Source organism: Salinivibrio costicola subsp. alcaliphilus (genome assembly GCF_001996185.1).
GTDB lineage: Bacteria > Pseudomonadota > Gammaproteobacteria > Enterobacterales > Vibrionaceae > Salinivibrio > Salinivibrio costicola.
In genome coordinates this window covers 1-23,584 of record NZ_MUFR01000008.1, presented here as the reverse complement: position 1 = coordinate 23,584, position 23,584 = coordinate 1, and the positions used below count along the sequence as shown (strand labels likewise).

At 49.8% G+C, this 23,584-nt stretch carries 18 protein-coding genes; 8 read left to right on the top strand and 10 right to left on the bottom strand.

Going from position 1 to position 23,584, the window contains the following annotated elements:
- The first annotated feature begins 45 nt into the window (after positions 1 to 45).
- The 3 genes from BZJ21_RS04075 to BZJ21_RS04065 are packed head-to-tail and all read left to right on the top strand — an operon-like array spanning position 46 to position 4,840.
- Complete coding sequence (locus tag BZJ21_RS04075) at positions 46 to 1,413, top strand: NADH-quinone oxidoreductase subunit L (RefSeq protein ID WP_077669179.1); 1,368 nt, start codon at positions 46 to 48, stop codon at positions 1,411 to 1,413.
- The gene (locus BZJ21_RS04070) at positions 1,413 to 3,860 is read left to right on the top strand and encodes a DUF2309 domain-containing protein (RefSeq protein ID WP_077669178.1); all 2,448 of its coding nucleotides are present in this window, start codon (positions 1,413 to 1,415) and stop codon (positions 3,858 to 3,860) included. Before BZJ21_RS04075 ends, BZJ21_RS04070 begins: the two co-directional genes overlap by 1 nt.
- 8 nt (positions 3,861 to 3,868) lie before the next feature.
- Entirely contained in the window at positions 3,869 to 4,840 is a 972-nt protein-coding gene (locus BZJ21_RS04065) for an L-threonylcarbamoyladenylate synthase (RefSeq protein WP_101494547.1), read from the top strand.
- A 10-nt stretch (positions 4,841 to 4,850) separates the two neighbouring features.
- On the opposite strand, the gene BZJ21_RS04060 is transcribed toward BZJ21_RS04065, so the two are convergent.
- The 7 genes from BZJ21_RS04060 to BZJ21_RS04030 form a co-directional block, all read right to left on the bottom strand.
- On the bottom strand, positions 4,851 to 5,261 hold the full coding sequence (locus BZJ21_RS04060; protein ID WP_236719512.1) for a PaaI family thioesterase: 411 nt from the start codon (positions 5,259 to 5,261) through the stop codon (positions 4,851 to 4,853).
- A complete protein-coding gene (locus BZJ21_RS04055) occupies positions 5,254 to 5,775 on the bottom strand; it encodes a NifB/NifX family molybdenum-iron cluster-binding protein (RefSeq protein ID WP_077669176.1) in 522 nt (173 codons plus the stop codon). Before BZJ21_RS04055 ends, BZJ21_RS04060 begins: the two co-directional genes overlap by 8 nt.
- A 338-nt stretch (positions 5,776 to 6,113) precedes the next feature.
- On the bottom strand, positions 6,114 to 6,395 hold the full coding sequence (locus tag BZJ21_RS04050) for a DUF134 domain-containing protein (RefSeq protein ID WP_021023566.1): 282 nt from the start codon (positions 6,393 to 6,395) through the stop codon (positions 6,114 to 6,116).
- Positions 6,396 to 6,536: 141 nt separating this feature from the next.
- Positions 6,537 to 7,985 carry a decarboxylating NADP(+)-dependent phosphogluconate dehydrogenase gene (gene gnd / locus BZJ21_RS04045; RefSeq protein ID WP_077669175.1) on the bottom strand — a complete coding sequence of 483 codons (1,449 nt, stop codon included), beginning with the start codon at positions 7,983 to 7,985 and terminating at the stop codon, positions 6,537 to 6,539.
- 11 nt (positions 7,986 to 7,996) lie between these two features.
- Entirely contained in the window at positions 7,997 to 8,722 is a 726-nt protein-coding gene (gene pgl / locus BZJ21_RS04040; protein ID WP_021023568.1) for a 6-phosphogluconolactonase, read from the bottom strand.
- Positions 8,719 to 10,221 (bottom strand): glucose-6-phosphate dehydrogenase, encoded by a 1,503-nt coding sequence (zwf, locus tag BZJ21_RS04035; protein ID WP_077460712.1) that lies wholly within the window; start codon positions 10,219 to 10,221, stop codon positions 8,719 to 8,721. Before zwf ends, pgl begins: the two co-directional genes overlap by 4 nt.
- Before the next feature lie 236 nt (positions 10,222 to 10,457).
- On the bottom strand, positions 10,458 to 11,384 hold the full coding sequence (locus BZJ21_RS04030) for a LysR family transcriptional regulator (RefSeq protein WP_077576735.1): 927 nt from the start codon (positions 11,382 to 11,384) through the stop codon (positions 10,458 to 10,460).
- 218 nt (positions 11,385 to 11,602) lie between these two features.
- Here BZJ21_RS04030 and BZJ21_RS04025 point away from each other — a divergent pair, with 218 nt between their 5' ends.
- The gene (locus BZJ21_RS04025; protein WP_077669209.1) at positions 11,603 to 13,234 is read left to right on the top strand and encodes a glycoside hydrolase family 13 protein; all 1,632 of its coding nucleotides are present in this window, start codon (positions 11,603 to 11,605) and stop codon (positions 13,232 to 13,234) included.
- A 100-nt stretch (positions 13,235 to 13,334) separates the two neighbouring features.
- Here BZJ21_RS04025 and BZJ21_RS04020 read toward each other — a convergent pair whose 3' ends face one another.
- Positions 13,335 to 14,642, bottom strand: a complete 1,308-nt coding sequence (locus BZJ21_RS04020) for an ATP-grasp domain-containing protein (protein WP_077460709.1) — start codon at positions 14,640 to 14,642, stop codon at positions 13,335 to 13,337.
- 138 nt (positions 14,643 to 14,780) lie between these two features.
- On the bottom strand, positions 14,781 to 15,551 hold the full coding sequence (locus BZJ21_RS04015) for a putative zinc-binding metallopeptidase (protein WP_199878876.1): 771 nt from the start codon (positions 15,549 to 15,551) through the stop codon (positions 14,781 to 14,783).
- A gap of 474 nt (positions 15,552 to 16,025) precedes the next feature.
- On the opposite strand from BZJ21_RS04015, the gene BZJ21_RS04010 reads away from it, so the two are divergent.
- The 4 genes from BZJ21_RS04010 (at position 16,026) to BZJ21_RS03995 (ending at position 22,845) form a co-directional block, all read left to right on the top strand.
- Positions 16,026 to 18,029, top strand: a complete 2,004-nt coding sequence (locus BZJ21_RS04010) for a hypothetical protein (RefSeq protein ID WP_077669174.1) — start codon at positions 16,026 to 16,028, stop codon at positions 18,027 to 18,029.
- A gap of 365 nt (positions 18,030 to 18,394) precedes the next feature.
- Positions 18,395 to 20,224, top strand: coding sequence for a M4 family metallopeptidase (locus tag BZJ21_RS04005; protein ID WP_077669173.1), 1,830 nt, complete (start codon positions 18,395 to 18,397; stop codon positions 20,222 to 20,224).
- Positions 20,225 to 20,488: 264 nt separating this feature from the next.
- Positions 20,489 to 21,226: a substrate-binding periplasmic protein gene (locus BZJ21_RS04000; protein WP_077669172.1), complete on the top strand. Its 738-nt coding sequence runs from the start codon at positions 20,489 to 20,491 to the stop codon at positions 21,224 to 21,226.
- A gap of 65 nt (positions 21,227 to 21,291) precedes the next feature.
- Positions 21,292 to 22,845: a methyl-accepting chemotaxis protein gene (locus BZJ21_RS03995; RefSeq protein ID WP_077669171.1), complete on the top strand. Its 1,554-nt coding sequence runs from the start codon at positions 21,292 to 21,294 to the stop codon at positions 22,843 to 22,845.
- A gap of 105 nt (positions 22,846 to 22,950) precedes the next feature.
- Here the strand turns inward: BZJ21_RS03995 and BZJ21_RS03990 are convergent, their stop codons facing one another.
- Positions 22,951 to 23,499, bottom strand: coding sequence for a substrate-binding periplasmic protein (locus BZJ21_RS03990; protein WP_269087432.1), 549 nt, complete (start codon positions 23,497 to 23,499; stop codon positions 22,951 to 22,953).
- Between the last annotated feature and the right edge of the window lie 85 nt (positions 23,500 to 23,584).

The window sequence follows — 23,584 nt, the reverse complement described above, 5'->3', positions numbered from 1 at the left end:
TAAGTTTTCACAATGGTTCGCATAACTATTGCTGTGAGGTAAGTCATGTTATCCCTATTTCTCGTCACTCCGCTCAAACTGGTGCTGCTCGCACTGGTTGCTCTTCTTGGCGGTGTTATATGGCGATACAGTGCCACTGCGTTTGCGGGCGAAGCCGACAAACACCGTTTTCTTTTATCCTTACTGCTCACCTTGTCGGCAGTCTTGTTGGTTTTAGTCAGCAATCACCTGTTGCTGTTTTGGCTCGCTTGGGTGGCAGTTAGCCTCTCATTGGGTCGCTTAATTCTTTTCTATCCGCATCGGCCTCGCGCCCAACTCGCGGCACACAAAAAAATGCTGCTCGCCCGCTTGAGCGAATTGCTACTCGGTAGCGCATTTTTACTGTTGTTTTTCCACTACCAAACCGCACAGATTGACCAATTGATGTTTCAAGTCAGCCAGCAGCCTCACACGCTGTCTGTAAGCATCGCCGCCTTTATGTTGGTGGGCGTGGCGATTATCAAGTGCGCTCAACTGCCCTTGCACGGTTGGCTCATTCAAGTGGTGGAAGCACCAACGCCTGTCTCTGCCTTATTGCATGCAGGCATTGTGAATCTTGGCGGGATCTTATTGATGCTATTCGCGCCAGTGCTCGCGGCAAGCCCCAGTGCCAGCCTTGCCCTGCTGGTTATCGCAGGCATCAGTACGCTGGTGGCGGGACTGGTGAGCCTGACACGCGTGAGCATTAAGGTAAAACTGGCGTGGTCGACCGTCGCACAAATGGGTCTGATGTTAGTCGAAATCGCCCTAGGTCTTTACGAGTTGGCATTGCTTCACTTGCTGGCGCACTCTTTCTACAAAGCGTTTTCTTTCCTCAACAGCGGCAATGGCGTGAATCATTGGCTCGCCACCCAACTGGCTGACGCCTCAGTTCCGCGTCGCTGCCATTGGCTTGCCGCGATGGCCACCGCCGCCGGTTTGATTGTCGCCGTGCATCTAAGTGTTGGTATTTTAAATAGTTTGGCAGCCGGTTGGTTGCTGTGGATGGCGATGACCATGCTGCTATTACCGGCCTTTACCCGCCCAGGCGCTGCTCGCCCGACACGCGTGCTGCTCAGTAGCATGTTTGCCCTTGGCCTGCTTGGGCTCTACGCCGCCGTTAAACATAGCTTGATTGTGTTTGTCGCGGGCGGAAATGCCACCTATTTATTTGCCGATGCCTTTGCGCTAGCGCTGTTTATCGCGCTGTTTGCTCTATCACTGGCGGTCCAGTACTGGCCTCACAAAGCGTGGGTCAACCGCCTGTTTATTTGGCTGAACGCCGGGGCTTACCTTGATGAGTGGGCGACGCGCCTAACACTCAAATGGTGGCCGAGTGCTTCTTTAATCCAACTACAAACGACCCAATGGCAACCGCATAAGGAGACGCGTTAATGATTGCGAAAACGCCCAACGTATCTGCACACCCTGAGTCCCTCGATGTGAGCGATTTTCGCGATGCCACCCAGCAAGCGGTCGTAGCGATTGCGCCAAGCTGGCCGTTGGATCAAATGATTGCGGTGAACCCATGGTGGCCGCAACGCTTTACCCCCATTGAGCAAGTCTTTGCTGAGCAAGCGGTGTTAAGTGGCCACTGTCCGCTAATGCCGTCGGCGTACTATCTGTCGCATTGGCAATCGCCCATTAGTGAGGCACACCTTGCCGAGGCCATTTCAACCTCTGGCAGCGCATTAACAGTGAGTGATTGTCTGCGTGCACTGCGCATTCATAGCAGTAACCTCCCGCGTTGGAAGCCATTGGCTGAGTTGTGTGACCGCACTCGGGAAACACAAGAAGGCTTATCGTGGCAGCAAGAAATCCAGCAGCAAGTGAGCCAGTTTCTCGCGCTTTATCACCAATACCCACAGCGCTTTGATGCCCAAGGCCAAGGCGGTGAACACCTTTATCAATGCTGGTTGAGTGTGGTGAGCCAAGATAAAGGCATTAAAACCCTCACTGGCGTGGATTTGCTCGCCGATTTCGCCGCTCTACCCACCCAAATGGATGCACTGATCGCTGAAGCGGCCGCCTTTTGGCAACCGATTCTTCATGACCCAAACGGTAACTTGGCCTATTGCCACGCGCTGATGCATGGTTTATCAGGTTGGGCAAGCTGGCAGGCTTGGTTAGATTGGCAGCAACAGCTCAGTGACAGTGAACAACAAGATCATGGCATGGGCCTATTCGCGATTTTACTCGCTTGGGATACAGTGCTGGCACGCTGGCTTGCTAAACACCGTGAAGCGGCGTGGGCAAGCATTCGTCAGTCCATGCACCACCAAGCGGTGAATGTGCGCCATTGGTATCACCAAGCACAACAACAGCTCGCGCCACTGTGGATTTGGCAGCAAGCGCTGGAAATCAGTCAGCAGCGCCCTTGGGCACACGCCTTGTCCGCGCAGGCCAGTGTCGACACTCTCGCCACCTCGCCTACGCTGCAAGCTGTGTTTTGTATCGATGTGCGCTCTGAACCGATGCGTCGCGCGTTAGAAGCACAATCTGATCGGATTCAAACCCTTGGCTTTGCTGGCTTTTTTGGCTTGCCGATCGCCTATCAACCCACTGATAGCCAGATTCAACGCCCGCAACTGCCCGGCTTATTGGCACCGGCGATCACCGCCTCACAAACCCATGCTACCCCCGAGCGCTGGTTACGAATGACCAAGCTCGGCTGGCAACGTAGCCTTGATGCGCCCGCCGCCAATTTAGGGATGGTCGAAGCCGGTGGCATGCTGAAGCTCGTAAGCCTATTAAAACGCGCATTACGCATTTCTGGCACCGAAAACCCGCTAAATCGGCTCAGCCATACTGACAGTGATTGGGCGCTCACCCGTGACAATACGCCGTTAACCCCAGCAGAAAAAGCAGAGCTAGGCACTGGTATCTTGCGCGCCATGGGCATTGCTGACCATTTAGCCGATGCCGTCTTGTTGGTGGGTCATGGCAGTGAAACCTGTAACAACCCTCATGCAGCAGGGCTTGACTGTGGTGCTTGCGGTGGACAAACCGGTGAGGTGAATGTCCGCGTACTCGCACAGCTTCTTAACGATGCCGACGTGCGTGATGCCATGGCACAGCAAGGCGTAACGATTCCCGCCAGCACCCGTTTTTATGCCGCCATGCACAACACCACCACCGACGCACTGGATGTCTTTCACGCTCCAGAGCATGCCCAATGGCAAACTTGGCTGGCCGCTGCGAGCGAGCAAGCACGTGCAACCCGCGCCAACCAGTTTGATCAAACGCCTACCCAGCCATCCAAGCTCAAACGCTTCTTTGCTACACGGGCCAAAGATTGGGCACAAATGCGCCCTGAATGGGGACTGTGTGACAACGCCGCGTTAATCGTGGGCCCGCGCACCCTGTCTCGACAGATTAATTTGCAAGGTCGCAGCTTTTTACACGACTACGACTGGCATAGAGACAGTGACTTTAGCCAGCTTACGGCAATCCTCACCGCGCCCATGGTGGTGACCAATTGGATCAACTTGCAGTACTTTGCTTCTGTTACCGCACCGGAAAAATTTGGCAGCGGAAACAAATTGCTGCACAACATCGTGGGTGGGCACATTGGGGTGTTTGAAGGGAATGGTGGTGACTTGCGAATTGGCTTATCGCATCAATCCGTGCACGATGGCCGTCGATATCGCCACCAGCCAGTGCGATTAAGCGTATTTATCGCTGCCCCTCGGGAGGCAATTGATAGTATACTTGCACGCCATAACGATATAGCCGCGCTGGCGAATCACGGCTGGCTGTACTTGATGCAAATTGATGCGCAAGGTGCAGTATGGCAACGCGATCGCTCGGGTCAGTGGTATCACCTGAACGTAGCAACATAAAACGGAGCATGTCGTTGAAAACGCAACTTCTCTCAGCGCAGTGTTCAACGGACCTAACACAAGCCGCCGAGCTGCTAAAAGCCGGCGAACAAGTCGCGGTGCCTACAGAAACCGTGTACGGTCTGGCAGCGGATGCCAGCAATCCAGACGCCGTCGCGGGCATTTTTACCGCCAAAGGGCGACCCGCCAATCATCCTTTGATTGTTCATCTCGGTGACGTCGCATCGATCACCGAGTGGGCAACGCCGATCCCGGATGAAGCATATAAGCTGGCGAATGCCTTCTGGCCAGGGCCGATGACGCTGCTGCTGCCACGTGCCGAGCATGTTTCACCGGTCGTCACGGGTGGATTAGATACCATTGGACTTCGCGTTCCCGCGCAACCTGTGTTATTGGACCTGCTCGCCACCCATCAGCTTGCCGTTGCCGCCCCGTCAGCGAACCCGTATAAAAAGCTCAGCCCCACCACGGCAGAGCAAGTGATGCATGGTTTAGGCGGAAAAATCGCCGCGGTGATTGATGGCGGCCCTTGCCAGCATGGGCTGGAATCGACCATTGTCGATCTTACCAAGCGTCCATTCCGTGTACTTCGCGCCGGTCCCATCACCGTCAGCGAGTTGAGCGCCGTGCTGGGTGAAACAGTCGACGCCCCCGAGCAGCACGATAGCGTAGTACCCGGCAATGTCGGTAGCCATTACCAACCCAACACCCGGTTGCAGATGGTGGCTGCGGACTTGTCTGATCTCCCTGCGCCCCATCCGGAAAAACGCGCGGCCTTGCTTCACTTTGGCGAAGCCCCGACACGGGATGATCTGGTCTGCATTGCCATGCCGGATGACGCCGCGCGCTACGGGCAAGCGTTATATCACCAACTCGCCCAAGCCGACCAACTGGGCGTCGATGAAATCTGGCTCGCCCAGCCCCCTCATGGCGAAGCGTGGCTTGCCGTGCATGATCGCCTACGCCGCGCCGTCAGCTAGTTTTTGACGCTTACGACGCGCGTGTTTGCATAAAGCTTGCCGTTGCACTGGCACACACAGTGTCTGCAACGGTCAGCGTTGCCTCTAACCGACTCATACCGTGTTTCGCTTTCACACACCAGGCACGCACCTCACCATAAACAGCGATAGGCACCGGATGGTGATAGCGAATATTAAGTGACGCTGTCACACTTTGCGGGGCAAACAAGAAAGTACAATAGGTCAACCCCGCATCCAAAAGCGTGGCAATGACCCCACCGTGCAGCTGATCTTGATACCCCTGCCAAGTGCTTTCTAACCATACGCTTGCGGTCACGGCGTTGTTATCGTCTTGATAAAATTTAAGATTAAACAGCCCGTTGTCACTGCAAGCCACACACTGATGATGGGAATCCGGCGGGATAACAGGTTGCTTATTCATGGCAACCGCAACCGTGGCCACTGTTTCGACCTCGTTGACCTTGTCCATGTCCACACCCCCGATGTTGACCACCTATACCACTATCTTGCGCGCCACACCCTCGCCCACGTCCTGAATGACACGCTGCTTTCCGTTGTTGTGGTTGCTGTTGTTGCTGTTGCTTCATTCGCTGCAACGCCGGCCGCCCTTGACTCGCATCCGTAAGCGGTTGCCAGTACGCAGGCGACAACCACTGGGTAGGATTTAAACGACCATTGGTTAACTGATACACGTGTAAGCCAGCATCAAATAATCCCGCTAACGCATGCTCGCCAATATGACGGGTCACCACACGTGTTACTTGGTTAGCTTTCAGCATCGCTATCAAGGCGTTTTTGGCACCGCAACCTTCTGTTACACGTGGGTTGGCGAACTGAGCGAGTGCTTGGCCATCGTCGTCAAACAGCGCAAAGTGCTCGGCCTTCATAAAATGTCCCGCAGGACGGTCTTGGTTCATCGCAATAGCAATTGTCATCTTCCGTTCTCTCTTTATATAAATGGCATATGCTAAAAATACGCCTGATTTATGGCATATGCAAACTATTCTGTGAGAGAAAAATGAAGAAAGTCACGTCAAGACGTGGAGAGTGTTCGAATCAAGCTGCAACGTCGTGCGACAAAATACTTTTTCGAACACGCGCTCATCCTTGCTAAGTCGCATGATGAATGACAATAACTAAGTGGAAGCATTAGTTTAAAAATACCTATTTTCACGGCAATCATTGACGTGAAAATACAGTTTAGTAAACCATAAAAGCACCTTGGTTAGTCACATACAGCACAGACCTTTTTTTGTAAATGATTAACCCAACACTACTCTTCTGACTCAAACACCAGTGCTTTGCCTTCTACGAGGCAGGCGGTGGTTTTGGCGCGGGCGCGTTTAACCAGGTTGGCTAACGTTTGACGAGATACGCCCATGACTTCCGCGGCTTGCAGTTGCTGCATCCCTTGATGGTCAACAAGGCGCATGGCTTCGAACTCATCCAAACCTATGGTCACCGTCTCTAGCTCACTGAGTGGAATGGCGTTGGGTTTAAAACAGTTGGTATGCGGTTTCCCGCAGATACGGCGGGGCATTTTAGGACGCGGCATAGGTTCTCCTTTTTCGCCTATGCTAAGCGAGTTTATTGCTTATGCCAACAAAAAGGGATGCCAATGCATCCCTTTTCTATTTATTGCTACGAGCAGTGACTTAGTCTGCCACGTTACACGTCGTACGTTACACGTCGTACGTTACACGTCGTACGTCGTCGAGGCAGTGTTACCACCGGTGCCCGTCCAGTTGGTGTGGAAGAACTCACCACGTGGCTTATCGAGACGCTCATAAGTGTGCGCGCCAAAGTAGTCACGCTGGGCTTGCAGCAGGTTGGCTGGCAAACGAGCGGTGGTGTAGCCATCCAAGAAGGTCAGCGCCGATGTAGTACACGGCATTGGGATACCGGTTTCCATCGATTTCGCCGCTACTTTACGCCATGCCGCTAAACAGTTATCCAAGATCCCTTTAAAGTACGCATCTGAGCCCAAGAAGGCCAAGTCAGGATCCTTAGCAAAGGCATCACGGATGTTACCCAAGAAGGCCGAACGGATAATACAGCCGCCACGCCACATCAGCGCGACGTTGCCGTAGTTGAGATCCCAGCCGTTCTCGTTTGACGCTTCACGCATCAGCATAAAGCCTTGCGCGTAAGAGATAATTTTTGACGCCAGCAGCGCTTGACGCAGCGCATCAACCCACTCGGCTTTGTCACCATCAACCGGCTGGATGTGTTTTTCAAATAGCTTCTCTGCCGCAACACGCTGATCTTTCAATGCTGACAAGCAACGCGAAAATACCGATTCAGAGATCAGGGTCAGCGGAATGCCAAGATCCAGCGCGTTGATACCAGTCCATTTACCGGTGCCTTTTTGACCCGCGGTGTCGAGAATTTTCTCAACCAATGGCTCACCGTCTTGGTCTTTATAACCCAAGATATCCGACGTGATCTCGACCAGATAGCTATCCAACTCGGTTTTGTTCCAGTCGGTAAACACCTGCTGCATTTCATCATGGCTCATACCAAGGCCGTCTTTCATGAACTGGTACGCCTCGGTGATCAGCTGCATGTCGCCATATTCGATACCGTTATGCACCATTTTCACAAAGTGACCGGCGCCATCACGTCCAACCCAATCACAACATGGCTCGCCGGTATCGGTTTTTGCTGCGATACCTTGGAAGATAGGTTTCACCGCTGGCCACGCTTCTTCAGAGCCACCCGGCATAATTGATGGCCCAAAACGCGCGCCTTCTTCACCGCCAGACACACCGGCACCGATAAAGTGAATGCCTTTTTCTCGCAGCGCTGCCACACGACGGTTGGTATCTGGATAGTTGGTGTTACCGCCATCAATAATGATGTCGCCTTTCTCAAGCAATGGCGTCAGTTTGTCGATAAAGGTATCGACCACATCACCGGCACGAACCATCAGCATCACTTTACGTGGCGTTTCTAGCTTCTCAACCAGCTCTTCCAGCGAATAAGCGCCAACGATGTTAGTGCCCTTGGCTGGGCCTTCAAGAAACTCATCGACTTTGGCCGCGGTACGGTTATGTGCCACGACTTTAAAGCCGTTGTCGTTCATGTTGAGGATAAGGTTTTGGCCCATGACCGCCAAACCAATTACGCCAATATCACCTTTCATCGTGCTCTCCATTAATTCTGTTCTGGTAATTTTTTTGCTGCCGCGGCATCGAGTACCCATTCCGTCGTGCCTTTGGCACTGCGGATATTGGCGGCAGGGTATGGCAGTTGGGTAGGCTCGTGTGTGGCGATCTCATGCACGATCGCTTGTTTGCCTTCACCCAACACCAGATAACTGATTTTCTTCGCCGCGCGCAGAACACGGGCGGTTTTTGATACACGCTTTTGCCCCGATTCAGGATGCGAGGCCACCAGCGCCAGGGCGGTATTGTCATACTGAGGATCGTGCGGGAACAGCGAGGCCGTATGGCCATCGCCACCGACGCCCAGCAAGATCCAATCAAACACAGGTGTGCCGTTTTCGCTTGGGATCAGCGCTTGCATTTCCGCACTAAAGCGCGCGGCTTCCACGTCCGGATCGTCTTCACCACGAATGCGATGAATGTTCTCTTCTGGAATGCGAATCTGGCTAAACAGCAGTTTGTCGGCTTCGCCAAAGTTGCTCTCGGCATCATCCGGTGCCACACAGCGCTCATCGCCCCACCAAAAATGCAAGTTTTGCCACTGAATCGCCGTGGCGTAGTCATCACTAGCTAAACGCTTAAACAGCATTTTGGGCGTGCTGCCACCCGATAGCGAGATGTGTACGGCACGATCTTGCTCGCTGAACGCTTGCATCGCGTCAGCTAAGTGATTGACCACCGCGTCGGCGTCATCAAAAATACGGGCATTGATCATAGTTCGCAGTATTCCGTGTCTGTGAGGTTTTTGCAGGGGAAACGCCACGCATGGTCGTCTCGCGCCAGCAAGTGATCGGCTTCTTTCGGCCCCCAAGTGCCACAGGCATAACCATATAGCGCTTTGCCATTATCCTTGTATTGGAGAATTGGCTCAACAAACTGCCAGCAGGCTTCCACCGCGTCACTGCGGGCAAACAAGGTTGCATCGCCTTTTAAGGCATCAAGCAATAAACGCTCGTAAGCCGTCAGCATCTGGGTTTCTTCCAGCGACGTATAATGAAAATCCATGTTTACCGCTTTGGCGTTAAAGCCAGCACCCGGCTCTTTCAGGCCGAAACTCATTTGAATGCCTTCGTCGGGCTGAATACGGATCACCAAGCGGTTTTCGGGCGCATTTTTGCCGAATACGGGATGCGGGGTCTGTTTAAAGTGGATCACCACTTCGGTCACGCGCGTCGGTAAGCGTTTACCGGTGCGCACGTAAAATGGCACCCCATTCCAACGCCAGTTGTTGATAAACATCTTAAGACCAACGTAGGTTTCTGTGCGCGAGTCTTCCGCCACACCTGGCTCATCACGATAGCTGGGTAATGCTTTGCCGCCAACTTGCGATTCAGTGTACTGGCCCAGCACCAAGTTATTGTGCAAGTCGTCTTCAGAGAGCGGCTCAAGCGATTGCAGCGCTTTAAACACCTCATCACGCATTGCATCAGCATTGATCTGTGCAGGCGGCTCCATCGCCACGAGCGACAACACTTGCAATAGGTGGTTTTGGAACATATCCCGAACCGCGCCCGACTGGTCGTAATAACCACCGCGACCTTCTACGCCAAGATGCTCCGCACCGGTAATTTCAACATAGTCAATGAAGTTGCGATTCCAAAGCGGCTCGAACATCGCATTGGAGAAACGGAAAACCAACAGATTCTGTACCGTTTCTTTGCCTAAGTAATGGTCAATACGGTAAATCTGATGCTCTGCAAAGTAGGCGTGAATGTCTTTGTCTAACTGACGAGCGGAGGCTAAGTCGTAACCAAACGGCTTTTCGACCACCAAGCGTTTCCAACCGTTACTTTCATCATTCAGGCCATGTGCGGCTAGACAGGCAGGAATAAAGTTGTACAGCTTCGGCGGCGTAGCAAGATAAAACAGCGTATTACGCTGGGTGAAACCATATTGTTCGGACAATTCGTCTAAACGCCCTGTTAGCGCGCCATATTCGTGGGTGTCAGAGATATTGAACGATTGATAATGCACGTGCGCCATAAAGGCGTCGAGCGTGGCAGGATCGGTTTCTTCAAGCTCTTGCATCGAGCGACGGAGCTTGTCACGGAACGACTCGTCACTATAGAAGGTGCGGCTTGCGCCAAGAATTGCGAAAGACGCAGGCAGCTGTTTGTTCGCATACAAATGATACAGGGCTGGGATCAGCTTGCGGAAGGTGAGATCGCCAGATGCACCAAAAATAACAATACTGCTGTTTTCTGGAATTACCATCATCTTTCCTTTGATAATAAAGGTACTGCATGTGATTTGCGCCACAAATTAGCAGCGCAGTGGCCAAATTGGTAATTGGCCCTACCTATTGATGCCATTGATGTCGCCACTGAAATATGGAGCCGGCTAACTCATCCCTACATTTGCAGCCAGCACGACCAATTCAATGTGCGACAAAAGCACTCTAGTCTAGCACTTTATTCGTCAATAAGCTGCCCCACACTGGTAAGAGGTGCTCAATCGACATCGCTCGCCATCCAGTCAGTCCCGCTTTCCAGCAGACACGTAACGAACTGCGAGACTTTATCGCTTGTCGCCCCGTACGCGGTATAAACACCCACGTTGCCCCGTTTTTCTGCATTAACCCAAAGCATGTTAATTCCCTTAGCGCCGAGAAATGACGCGGCTTTATCGGTGTAAGGCATGAGAGCATGCGTACGTTGCAACAACGAGATGCTGGCTGAGAGTGAGTCGAGATCAAAGGCATGCGGGTGAAGGTTTAGCAACGGTGGTAAAGGACGAGAAAGTAAATGGGCATGGCGAGGATGATCGGGTGTCACTCGCAATAATGGCCAGTCAAAAAGATGCGCTGACAACACCGGCTGATGGTGGCGCTTCAATTGGTCAAACAAGGGATGATCCTGATGTGCAAACCAAGCTTCTGTATCTTGGAACAAAGGGGTAAAACGCACCTGACTGGTGGCAATTAGTTCACTGATTTCATGGCCAATAAAAACATCAATATCGCCATTTAAAAGCGATGACATTAATGCCAACCGATTACCAAACTCAATATGCACCGAACACTGATGCTCGGCTTGATACGCCACCACCGCCGATTCGACAAACAAAGGCCACCAGGCTTCTCCCGTCCCTAGCTTAACCTGTCCGGCCTCTCTGGCTTGTAGCACATGCAACTGTGCTTGTAATCGTTGGCGCGCAGCGTGTTGGGCCGTTGCGTGCTGATAATAAAGCTCGCCAGCAGCCGTCATACTGACACCACGCGGATGCCTTATTAATAATTGGCTTGATAGACGCTGTTCTAACTTTTGGATTTGCGCGGTCAATGTAGGCTGACTGATCCCTAGCTTTAACGCTGCGGCTTTGATGCTGCCACTCTCAGCCACAGCCAAAAAATAACTTGCCGCTTTTTCTACGTCCATTGCATCACCGTTCACATTTTTGCTTTAACCGTTATAGTTTAAAACACTTACTCGCATCAATCATAGCCGTTAAATAGGTTTATTTTCACTCTTTGGTATAGCCATATAGCTATAACAAAGAGAGAGTTATCTATTTTTAATCCCCGTCTTGGGCAGGTACATTCATATCCATTATCGAACGCGTGTTCAAACTGATAAAAAACAAAGAGGTAATGGGTATGCAGTACGCTTGGTGGCATGATGCCGTTGTTTATCAAATCTACCCACGTAGTTTTTACGACACCAATGATGATGGCATTGGCGATCTGAACGGAATTATCGAGAAACTCGATTACTTACATTGGCTCGGCGTCAATGTGTTATGGCTATCACCGGTGTACCAATCGCCGATGGATGACAATGGCTACGACATTTCCGATTACTGCGCGATCGCGCCTGAATTTGGCACCATGGAAGACATGACGCGCTTGATTGATAAAGCCGGCTCGCTCGGCATCAAAATCGTAATGGATTTGGTAGTCAATCACACCTCCGACGAACACCCTTGGTTCCAAGCTGCGCTTCAAGACAAAAACAGTCCCTATCGCGACTTTTACATTTGGCGTGATGCCAAACCCGATGGCAGTGCGCCGGATGATCAAGGCTCAATTTTTGGTGGCAGCGCATGGCAATGGGAGCCAAACACCGAGCAGTACTACTTTCACTTGTTCTCCAAACGTCAGCCCGATCTGAATTGGGAAAACCCCGCCGTCCATGACGCCGTGTATAAGATGATGAACTGGTGGATTGACAAAGGCATTGGGGGATTCCGCCTTGATGTAATAGATTTAATTGGTAAAGAGATCGACAAAGGCATCACTGGCAACGGCCCGCGCCTTCACCCTCTGCTGCAGGCGATGAACCAAGCAACATTTGGCGGCAAAGACTTGCTCACCGTCGGCGAAACATGGGGCGCAACGCCGGAGATTGCCAAGCTTTATAGCGCACCGAACCGCGATGAACTCTCCATGGTGTTCCAATTTGAACACATTACCGTCACCTGGAAAGACGGGGACAAATGGCAGCCTGTGCCGCTGGATGTCGCCGCCCTTAAACAGGTACTGTTCAAATGGCAGCAAGAGTTAGCTGATACTGGCTGGAACTCGCTGTTTTGGAACAACCACGACTTGCCCCGCGCCGTATCCAAGTTTGGTCACGACGGTGAGTACCGGACACGCTCAGCAAAAATGCTCGCCACAACCTTGCACTTAATGAAAGGCACGCCCTATATCTACCAAGGGGAAGAGATTGCGATGACCAATGTCGCCTTCCCGTCTATCGACGATTATCACGACATCGAAACCCGCAATTTTTACGACTTGCGTGTTGCAGAAGGCGTTGATCCCGACACCATGATGGAGGCGGTATACCAAAACAGTCGCGATAACGCCCGTACCCCGATGCAATGGGATAACGCACCGCAGGCAGGCTTTACCCAAGGAACACCGTGGTTACCGGTTAATCCTAACTACACCACCATCAATGTGGCACGAGCGACTGAAAACAGTGGCTCGGTGCTCTATCACTACCGTGAGCTGATTAAGCTGCGCAAGCAATACCCAGTGATTGCATATGGCCAGTTTGCGCCTGTGGAAGAAGCCCACCCTGACGTGATCGCCTACGAGCGCTTCGACGACACCCATCGTATTCTCGTGGTCAGCAACTTTAGTGAGGAAAAGCAAACCATCACCCTCCCCGCACACTGGCACGATAAGGCCTTAACCTGCCTTAGCTACAACATGGATCCGGTCAAACAGTTAAGTACTACCTACAAACTGGCCCCTTATGAGTCGTTTGCGGTGATGATTTAACCCTTCACGGTATCGCATGGGTAACACCCACAAAAAAGCCTGGGTTAGAGACGCCTCTAACCCAGGCTGCGGAGGATAAGCAAGGTTTTATCAAGACGTACTAGACGTAAAAATCCAAGTCTTCTTGCGCTTTTAATAAATCCCGCATTTTGATCGGATCATCCCCGAAGAAGAACACCAGCCCCCAGTGGGTACCAAACGCATCTCGCTCTGGAACCGTCTCTTCAGCAGGCGCTTGAAGCTCATGGAAATCAAAATAGGGATGTTCTATACACTCTTTTGGCATCTCTAACTGACTGACGACACGCCGTTTGGGATATACGCCAAAGCAGCCAGCATAGCCTTTTGCATCAACAACTTCACGCGGGAAGAAAGCGTCAACTTCTTCTTTTGTGCTCTTAGGATCAAACACCAAAAATGAAGCCTGATAAGCATTAAAGCCATAAGCTCGCTCAATCAACTCAAACGCTTTAAATCCCGGTGGGCGGTAGGCGACCTCACCAAAGTACATAGTGCCGTCACTGGTCACAAAGTATTCTGGGTGGATCTGACCGAACTGGATATCAAAGGTTTTAATCAATAACTCAATTTGCTTAGTAATCGCGTCTCGCCAACTCTCGAGCTCTTTTGTCGCAGGCACAAACACCGAGTAGCCGAGTGTGACGTATTCAGAAATATTTAAGAACATGATCTTGCCATCGTGAATCCAGGCTTCAACGGCAAACTCCCATCCATCGAGATGACTTTCCATAAGCAGCGGGTATTCTTCAGCCGGGATAGCATCGATTTCGTCAACGGTTCGCAGCATGCGATGTCCTAAACAACCCGCTTTATCAAACGCTTTGACATGAATTGGATCGTCTGGATCGCCGTCAAGTTTGAGTAATGTTTGATTAACTCGCTTCATAAATCGCACGATATCTTCTTTTTCATGCGCCTCTTCAAAAATGCCGACACGAATACCGCCAAGCTGAGCTCGACGTTTCATTAGCGCTTTATCACGGAATAAAATCGATTGCCCGTACATCCGAGGATTATCAAGCAGTACAGAGTTGATCGCGCCGGACCATTCAACCGTTTCTTCAAACAGTGGCACAGCGACATCGACGCCCTCAGCCTTGAGTTTTCTAGCAAGCTCGATAGAAGTGTCATCAAGTCGAAGGAAATCCCATGACATAAACGGGATATTGTTCGCAGTACAAAAATCTCGCGCCCACTCAGGTGCAACCACGATATAGCGACGATCAAATTTCTGGGCCGCTTTAATTGCGTTGACACTCCACCCTAATAGCGCAATGTAACCTTTGTTTGGATCTTTGGGGGTTTCAGTTCCTTGGACAGAGTCCATAGAGGGATCTCGCCAGGACAAAACTTCTGGTGACATGTCTGATTTAGGCGTAATCGCCATATTTATAACTCCTTTTATTTGATACTGAGGCATCGGAAACGGACCAACGTTGATGCGATGCATCCTATTCCCATCCATCGTCTTTTAAAGACACCATTCCAAGTAGATGTTCGTTAAGGCCTTTGACCTATATAAAACTCATCGCCCCTGCGCGCCACGACGAAGCCAGTCATGTACAAACGCAAGCTTTCGATGGGCAGTCTCAGACAATACATAGGGATAAACGTCAGACAAGCCCATGGATCGATTAATATGATTTACTCGCATCACAATGGCAGAGGCCACATGAACCAGCAGCTCCGTGTCAGGCTCGGCATAGGGATCCCAGCCGTGGCTAGGCATCTCCGGCGACACAAGCCCCGAGGCCACAAAGCTATCAGTGATATCAGTAAGATGTAATAGGCTTGCTGCCGTTTCCGCCCAATCTTCATGGGGGTGAGCCGATGCATAAGAAGTGATGTACGCCTGCTCCCACCCTACCGGTGGCCCTTGATGATAATGATTTTCCAGCGACGTGGTGTAATCGATACGTTCGTCCCCGAACATCTCACGAAATGCATTAAGAAAATCTTCTCGAAGGCTTAAGCGCCACCAAAGCATATGCGCAATTTCATGGCGCATATGGCCTATCAGCGTTCGATACGGTTCATCCAAGGCTTCCCTGCGGGAGATACGCACCACAGGATCGGCCTCAGAAACGCTCATTGTTACCACGCCATCCCCATGCCCCATTGCCGCCAACGTATTACCATCAGCGAGCATATGAAAGGTAGGCCGTGTACCAGGATCTTCTGGTCGGAACCAATGCCACCGCCCTAAGTTATCGATGACCCAGCGTTTAGCCGCTTCCGTTTCTGCCCAGTAATCAATGGCGTTAGGTATGTCAGGATCTGGTGCGAGTGCTGTCATTGCGCAAGCCCGGCAAAAAGCACCTTCTTCAGGCGCTATCCAATTACATCCTATAATGACACGGTTGGCACAAAATGGTGGCATAGGCAGAAAAGCACGCGCCTGAGGATCATAAGCTACCGGTGTTCCCTCTGCAGTGGCCAAGTTGTGAAACCATAACGTGCCGGAACCTACCGGATTCGTGAAACTCATCATATTCGGCAAAACTCCAGAAAAGGCAAACGATGCCGCGGAAAAGTACTTTCCGAGCCACCCACCGTAGGCTTTGGCTGTGCTCACAACCAGCGATATTTCCCTAAAACTGCGACTGGGTCACAACAAACGGCTTTCGATTTGCTTAGCAATCCAGCGCCATGCGTGGAACACCTTGGGGAGTAGCCTAAATGTGATCTAAGCGCGCTTTCGCTTCCCCCTGCTTTCTCGCTCTTGTAGACTACGCGAGCGTTGACTATCTACTGATAAGAAAATTGATTTATGCCTGCGATTACACCGGCCTTTAAAGTGATAGACGGTTTCTCTCTCTGTGCCAATGACACGGAGCGCCTTGATGTATTCTTTACCTACCTTCGTGAAGGAGAGCCAAAGCTGGCAGAATTGCGTCTTGAGCAGCTTGTCTTAGCGTTAGCCAACTCCCCCTCTCAAGCCGCGCTCTTTGCCAACAGCGTGTGCAATGAAGCCAAAAAAATAAAGCTGTCACCGGCGTTTGTGCAGTTGGGGATTTTCTCTAAAAACGGTCTTGTTACCGATATTTTTCGTCGTCTTTATAACAAAGTCAATCCGCCGCCTAAGCGCTGTAACGATATTAACGACCTATTAAGTTACTTTGTAGGAGGGGAAGATAAAGCGTGGGTCAAAGCCATCTCTCATAAGTGCTGGTTTAAGCTATACCGCCTCTTAGTAAAAAGTGCCGCCCCAGAAGCAATTCGCTCAACCGGGGCTTATATGAAAAGCGAGTTGTGTTATTCGCTAGAAATGCTCTCTATCTGGATTGCCGCGGAGGAATTGGATCCAGAGTTATTGCGCATTGATCGACGTCTCAGCGAGGTTGATTCGCCATTCATTGCATTGCAGCGTGAAACCCACCAACTTGTGAACGCGATTAAAAACGACACGTTGGATCCCAAAGACAGGGCACATTTTTGGGTGATAATTGAGCAATGTCAGCAGCAGGTTAAGCGGATCCGAGCTCGTGGTATTAACCAAATGGGCTTCTCTGCGCACGCCTCACGTATGCTTGAGCGCTTGGATCAAACGTTAAACCGAATGGTGCTACTGATCCAAATCCTAGACTTTCGGCATCCACACCAAAAAGCACGCTGCGTATTAAACCTCTGGCGGCAATTGCTTATTTCAGTGACTGAACGCAACAGTGTGCGCGCGATTTATCGCAAAAGTACCCGCACATTCGCACAAAGCGTGACACAAAATAAGAGCAACCACGGCGAGCATTATATCGCCAAAACCAAAAACGATTACTTTAAAATTCTGCGCGGCGCCTGCGGCGCAGGGGTGATTATTGCCCTGTTAGCATGGGTAAAAATGTATATCGAGACCCTGCAATTATCACCACTCAATAATGCATTACTGGTCAGTTTAAACTACGGCGTCGGCTTTATGCTGGTGCACATTTTACACTTTACCATTGCCACCAAGCAGCCGGCGATGACCGCGGCAAACTTTGCTGCACATGTGGAAAAGAACAAACAAGGGCGCACGCGTAGTAAAAAGCTGGCACGGTTACTGATCAATGTGAATCGTTCTCAGTGGTTTGCAGTCTGGGGCAATATCACCGCGGCAATTATCGTAAGTGTGTTGGTTAGTCTGCTTTTTAGCCATTTATATGGCAATCCGGTACTAAACAGCGAACAAGTGGCCTATCAAACCGCTGCGATTCATCCGATCCATGGTTTAGCCTGGCTTTACGCCGCTATCGCTGGGGTCTGGCTATTTTTGTCAGGTATTATTACCGGCATACTCGATAATCGGGCGGACTACATTGAGTTGAAAGATCGGTTAATCGGCCATCCGTTATTCCGCGCAATCTCGCTTCAACGACGAGAGCGGATAGCGCTGTATATTCATCAAAACTATGGCGCATTGGGGGGTAACTTTATTTTTGGTGTGCTTTTAGGCATGACCAGTTACTTAGGCTATCTTATTGACGTTCCGCTTGATATTCGCCATGTTGCCTTCTCTTCTTCCCATGCGGCCTATGCGCATATTAGCGATTACCAGTCGTGGTTGACTGTTTTATCCAGTCTATTTTTTGTATTGATGATTGGCTTTATCAATCTGTGGGTCAGCTTTGGCCTCGCATTATTCGTCGCGCTGCGCTCGCGTAACTGCGAGCTAGACATCGCATCGGTCCGATCCGCCGTTATCAACCAAATAAAACAACGCCCAACCTCTCTGTTTTGGCCAAATGATCACCAGCCCCTGACTAAATCACAATCGTCTAGTCAGCGTCGTACGCCATAGATAACAGGCATGACATCGACGAGGGTCACGCTCAAGTGACCCTCGCTTATCTCGTCGACCATGCTATACATTAAATTTGCGGCCAGTCTCTCATAACTAAATAGTCATTTATTCTGTAAATAATTCTGGTCATTGATGAATCAATAACCATAACCTCTTTTAGATAAACGGTTCACAGCAAGGTTGAACACGCTATTGCATTTAAAACGGTCCGACCATGTCAGTGTTTGTTTACACAACTAATTGTAACAAGCTTGTAAAGAGAGCTGTTGATAGGTCACGTTAGAGAAGTGGACTAAAACGTTCGCCTTCCTATTGTGCGGTTGGGAAGAAAGGAATCTTTCAACAACAATTAGGGCAATAACATGAAATTATCTAAATTAGCATGGCTTATCGCTTCTGGCATGGCCATTAGCACTCCCGCTGTGAGTGCCGATCTCATTAACGTTACTGACGAAACAATACTCAACCAAGTTTTGAATCAACCGACTGGCGTTTATGCACCGTCAGGATCGCAAACGAATCCTTTAGGATTTAAAGAGGTCAAGCGTGTCACCTTGCCAAATGGCAAAATCAAAGTCCGCTACCAACAAACCTTTCAAGGTGTGCCGGTTATTGACACGGCTGTTGTTGCGACAGAAAAGCAGGGCCAACGGAGCGACGTTTACGGCACCATGGCCCAAGGCGTAGCGAATGACATTGTTAATGTGTCACCCGCGCTCAACAGCCAGTCTGCGTTAGAAGCGGCCAAAGCCGATTTTACGCAAAGCCAGAAGACACTTACTTCCGCACCTTTCGAAAACGAAAACACCCGCTTGGTGGTGAGGCTCGATGATCAACAAAATGCACAACTCGTCTACCTCGTTGATTTCTTTGTAGCTGGTAATGATCCAACCCGACCATTTTATATAATTGACGCTAATACAGGCGAGATCTTAAAACAATGGGACGGCATCAACCATGCCTCGGCAGTCGGCACCGGGCCGGGCGGCAATGAAAAGACTGGTCAGTATACTTATGGCACCGACTATGATGGCCTGCCTATCGATAAAGTCGGCAGTACTTGTACACTTGAAAACGACAAAGTCAAAACGGTCGATTTAGACAATGGTACCTCCGGTAGCACTGCCTTTTCCTACCCTTGCACGGACACCGGTAATTACAACGATAAAAAATATGTTAATGGTGCCTATTCGCCGCTCAATGACGCGCACTACTTTGGAAATGTTGTCTTTGACATGTACAAGGACTGGATGAATACCGCGCCACTTAGCTTCCAACTCACCATGCGAGTGCACTATGGCAACAATTACGAAAATGCATTCTGGAATGGTCGTTCAATGACGTTTGGCGATGGCCAAAACACTTTTTACCCCTTGGTCGATATCAACGTCAGTGCTCACGAGGTTAGTCACGGCTTTACGGAGCAAAACTCGGGGCTAATTTACGCTGACATGTCAGGCGGGATAAATGAAGCTTTCTCTGATATCGCTGGCGAAGCCGCTGAATTTTATATGCATGGTGATGTCGATTGGCTGGTTGGTGCCGATATCTTTAAAAGCTCCGGTGGGCTCCGTTACTTTGAGCAGCCTTCTCGCGATGGCAACTCGATTGATGACGCCGGCCAATATCGTGATGGCATGAATGTTCACCACTCAAGCGGTGTATACAACCGTGCCTTTTATCTACTAGCCAACAAAACGAATTGGGATGTTCGTAAAGGCTTCGAAATATTTACTACGGCTAACCAACTATATTGGACCGCAAATAGTACATTTGATCAGGGTGCATGTGGCGTAGCAAAAGCCGCCAAAGACCTGGCTTATAACGAGCAAGATGTCATTGACGCCTTTAACGCGGTAGGTGTTAGCGCAAGTTGTGACGATAACACTAACAATGTACTTCTACCAAACCAGCCTATTACAGGCTTAGCCGGTGGCAGTGGAAGCGAGACTTTTTTTACATTTACCGTGGATAGTAGCCGCAGTGTCAACGTCAGCATGAGTGGTGGATCTGGTGATGCAGACCTTTATGTCAAGGAAGGAAGCAAACCGACCACCAGCAATTGGGATTGCCGCCCCTACAACAACGGCAATAATGAAAACTGCACACTAAATGCGCAGCAAAACGTGACATACCACGTCATGCTACGTGGCTATCAAAACTATTCAAACGTCAGTTTAGTCCGCGATTAACCGCTATCATGCCGCTGTAATCACAGCGGCATTTTTGTCTAGTCGACATAGGGTATTTACTGAAAAGATAGACAATTTAAGGTCTATCCTTTTTCTCTTTGATGATTTAGCTATCAATGTAAACGCTGAGCGTGCATATAAATTTATAGCTTTCATCACGTTATAGACATTAATCACACGATTATCACAGGTAAAAAAAGATCACGACGCTCATATTTTTTATCTCGTCTACGCTTATAAGAAGATAAAAAAATTGGAGGCACCATGCTCAAACACCTGTTCACACTCGCTTTCTCAGCATTACTACTGATCACGACACCCGCTCGTGCCGATGTGCTGACTATGCCATCTCTTGAATGGCCCCCTTATTCTGGTAAAAACTTACCGGATCAAGGCGCCTCTGTCGCTGTTGTGCGCGCAGCGGTTCAGGCCATGGGTCATGAGCTAAATGTCGAGTTTTATCCTTGGTCGCGCACCGTGTACCTGGTAAAAAACGATGCCAAATATGCAGGGTACTTCCCAGAGTATCACTATGGGACAGATGATCTCATTTTCTCTGATCCTATAGGAACCGGGCCACTGGGTTTTGTTGAAAACGTTAACCGCCCTATCGAATGGTCAACGCTTGATGATCTTGCACCTCACACGATTGGTGTCGTCCGTGGTTACGTCAACACACCGGAATTAGATGCCCGTATTGCGAATGGCTCATTAAAATCCTCCGACGTCACCAGCGATACCCAAAACCTACAAAAAGTGGGCCGAGAGCGTATCCCTCTCGCGGTGGTTGATGCCAACGTTCTGGATTACCTCAAAGAGAATGATCCTGCCCTTAGTGCAGTAAAAGCCAATCTACAAATGAACAAAAAGCTTCTCGTCGACAAACAACTCCATATCGCATTTGCTAACAATGAGGCGGGAAAAAAGTGGCGCGATATCGTTAATCAAGGGCTCAAGAAAATCGATATCGAACAGATAATGAAAGAACGTTTGGGCGAATAATCTCCCTGACCAATAAAAGCGATCGAAATGGATCGTGCGGCAAAGACAAATGGAAGAGTAGCGCTATGTTTAAGAGTCTTAAAGCAATATTTGTCACTCAAGTGGTTATTGCTGTTTCTATCGTGTTAGGCATATCAAGTTATATTGATTACCAGAGCACGAAAAAGGAACTGAGTAGCGCGCTTGAAACCACCGTGGCTAACGCCACCAACCGAATGAACCTCAGTCTCCCAAAAGCGATTTGGGATTTTGATTTGGAAGCGGCGAAGTTATCCATTTCTGCCGAGCTCAAAGCGCCAGATATAAAAGCGGTAAGAGTGCTTGATAAACAAGGCGAAGCCATTGTGTTTTTGCGTCTTGGCCAAGACAATGGCGAAGACGGTGAAAGGCAGGCAAAAGAGATTGGTGATGGTGAAAAATCGATGTACGAGTCGATGATGCTGAAAGAGAATGAGCTGTCATTCACCGAATATGGCGAAACCAATCAAGTCGGTACATTGCAAGTTTTCTACAACACTGAGCGATTAGAAGCCGCACTAACAGACACACTGACACGAAGCGTTATCGAACTCGTCGTGCTCGATCTTGTCATTATTGTGTTCTTAATTCTGGCACTCACTGCAACGGTGGTGAAACCACTCAATGATCTCACTGCTAGAGTCCGTGAATTGGCCAGTGGCGATGGCGATCTTTCTAAAGTTATCCCCGCGCCAAAGTATAAAGAATTTGCTCAGATAACCGAACATATTAATCATTTCACCGCCTCTCTTCGTGAGATCGTCAATGAAGTGACACAGGCATCGATTAATCTCGCCAGCGTCTCAGCAGAAAGTGGACAAATGGCACGAACCAACGCCGAGCGTTTAGAACAGCAAAAACAGAGCCTGTCTACCGTCGCTGCGGCCGCAACACAAATGAATCAGTCGATAGCAACGGTTGCGGATACAGCGAATGATGCAGCGACACATGCTGCCAATGCAACCGACCTTGTCAATCAAGTCTACGGCACTATTGAAAGTTCAGCGTCTGAAATTATTAACATGCGTACTGAGATGGAAAATGTGAATACTGAAATGCACAAGCTGTTAGAAGAGGGTGAGAAAATTTCAGATGTCGTCAACGTGATCAACGATATTTCAGAACAAACAAACTTATTAGCATTGAATGCCGCGATTGAGGCGGCACGAGCGGGCGAACAAGGGCGAGGGTTTGCGGTTGTCGCCGATGAAGTGCGTAGCTTATCAGTGAAAACCAGCGAATCGACTGAGAAAATCCAATCCAACATTAAGTCACTGAGTGACGCAACGGAATCGGTTGAAAAAGAAATCAATCGTATTAGTAGCATCCTAGAAAGCACCGCAGGACGCGTATCAGAATCACAAGAATCCGTTAGCCAAGTGCGCGAAACCATTACGGATATTTCTGAGCGCAGCGGCCAGATTTCGCAAGCAACCGATGAGCAGCGTCAGGCCATCGATGAAGTCAGCCAAGCGATTAACGAGGCCTCAGAAGCGACTAATCAGGTTACAGAAGGGGCGCAAGATAATGCCACGCGCACTGATAAAGTGCTGACGCTCAGTGAGGATATCAAAGGGCAAATGGAGAAGTTTAAAACCTAGCGATTTCATCAACTGCGGCAAAAAGAGAAAAGAAAGAGGTGCGATTGCACCTTTTTTATTACGATTTACGTGCGTTAAGTTCGCACGTTTAATTTAAATAACCATTTAGTCTAAATAACCATCAAGTATTGATTTTAATTGACCGGACTGGCGCATGGATTCAAAGTTTTGGTCGAGCAATGCTTTTATCTCATTAGCCTCTGGGTGTTCACGCGAAATCATCATATGGAACTTATCACCCATATTGCCGGGAATCGGCTCGACTTGCATCCCGCCAGCGAGGTAATCAATGCCTTGTGCTGCTTTGAACCCTGCGAGTATCTCGTAGCGTGCTAAAAATACATCACAGCGCCCTGCTTGCGTCTGTTTTACCAGTTGCTTAAAGTCTTTTGCTGACTTTCTCACCTGGCTATCATCGACACTGAACCCTGTGTAGTTATAGCCCAAAAGGCCACACATCCGCAGCTGGTTAATATCATCCGCTGTCTCGATGTTCAGGCCATTCGGATGTTGTTGAGTTGAGTAAATATAGCTAGGCTGCAGAGTGTAATAATAGTCAGTTAAAAGAAAATCACGATCGCGTTCTTCGTTGTAAGATGCGCTGAGCGCAATATCGTAATTGCCTGATTTTGTCTCAAAAACGTAAGCGGGTATTTCTACCCGCCTGGTGATTGAATGGGCGCTTTGTTATAGGGCAATAAATCGCTGACATCACAGCTCTCTTCTCGCTGAGGTAGCT

Bases quoted from the DNA above. Each gene is read 5' to 3' on its own strand.
- BZJ21_RS04050 (WP_021023566.1), bottom strand. From the start codon at position 6,395: ATGCCGCGTCCTAAAATGCCCCGCCGTATCTGCGGGAAACCGCATACC.
- pgl (WP_021023568.1), bottom strand. From the start codon at position 8,722: ATGATCAATGCCCGTATTTTTGATGACGCCGACGCGGTGGTCAATCAC.
- BZJ21_RS04075 (WP_077669179.1), top strand. From the start codon at position 46: ATGTTATCCCTATTTCTCGTCACTCCGCTCAAACTGGTGCTGCTCGCA.
- BZJ21_RS04030 (WP_077576735.1), bottom strand. From the start codon at position 11,384: ATGGACGTAGAAAAAGCGGCAAGTTATTTTTTGGCTGTGGCTGAGAGT.
- gnd (WP_077669175.1), bottom strand. From the start codon at position 7,985: ATGAAAGGTGATATTGGCGTAATTGGTTTGGCGGTCATGGGCCAAAAC.
- zwf (WP_077460712.1), bottom strand. From the start codon at position 10,221: ATGGTAATTCCAGAAAACAGCAGTATTGTTATTTTTGGTGCATCTGGC.
- BZJ21_RS04005 (WP_077669173.1), top strand. From the start codon at position 18,395: ATGAAATTATCTAAATTAGCATGGCTTATCGCTTCTGGCATGGCCATT.
- BZJ21_RS04055 (WP_077669176.1), bottom strand. From the start codon at position 5,775: ATGACAATTGCTATTGCGATGAACCAAGACCGTCCTGCGGGACATTTT.
- BZJ21_RS04065 (WP_101494547.1), top strand. From the start codon at position 3,869: ATGTCGTTGAAAACGCAACTTCTCTCAGCGCAGTGTTCAACGGACCTA.
- BZJ21_RS04070 (WP_077669178.1), top strand. From the start codon at position 1,413: ATGATTGCGAAAACGCCCAACGTATCTGCACACCCTGAGTCCCTCGAT.
- BZJ21_RS04025 (WP_077669209.1), top strand. From the start codon at position 11,603: ATGCAGTACGCTTGGTGGCATGATGCCGTTGTTTATCAAATCTACCCA.
- BZJ21_RS04015 (WP_199878876.1), bottom strand. From the start codon at position 15,551: ATGACAGCACTCGCACCAGATCCTGACATACCTAACGCCATTGATTAC.
- BZJ21_RS04020 (WP_077460709.1), bottom strand. From the start codon at position 14,642: ATGGCGATTACGCCTAAATCAGACATGTCACCAGAAGTTTTGTCCTGG.
- BZJ21_RS04000 (WP_077669172.1), top strand. From the start codon at position 20,489: ATGCTCAAACACCTGTTCACACTCGCTTTCTCAGCATTACTACTGATC.
- BZJ21_RS03995 (WP_077669171.1), top strand. From the start codon at position 21,292: ATGTTTAAGAGTCTTAAAGCAATATTTGTCACTCAAGTGGTTATTGCT.
- BZJ21_RS04060 (WP_236719512.1), bottom strand. From the start codon at position 5,261: ATGAATAAGCAACCTGTTATCCCGCCGGATTCCCATCATCAGTGTGTG.
- BZJ21_RS04010 (WP_077669174.1), top strand. From the start codon at position 16,026: ATGCCTGCGATTACACCGGCCTTTAAAGTGATAGACGGTTTCTCTCTC.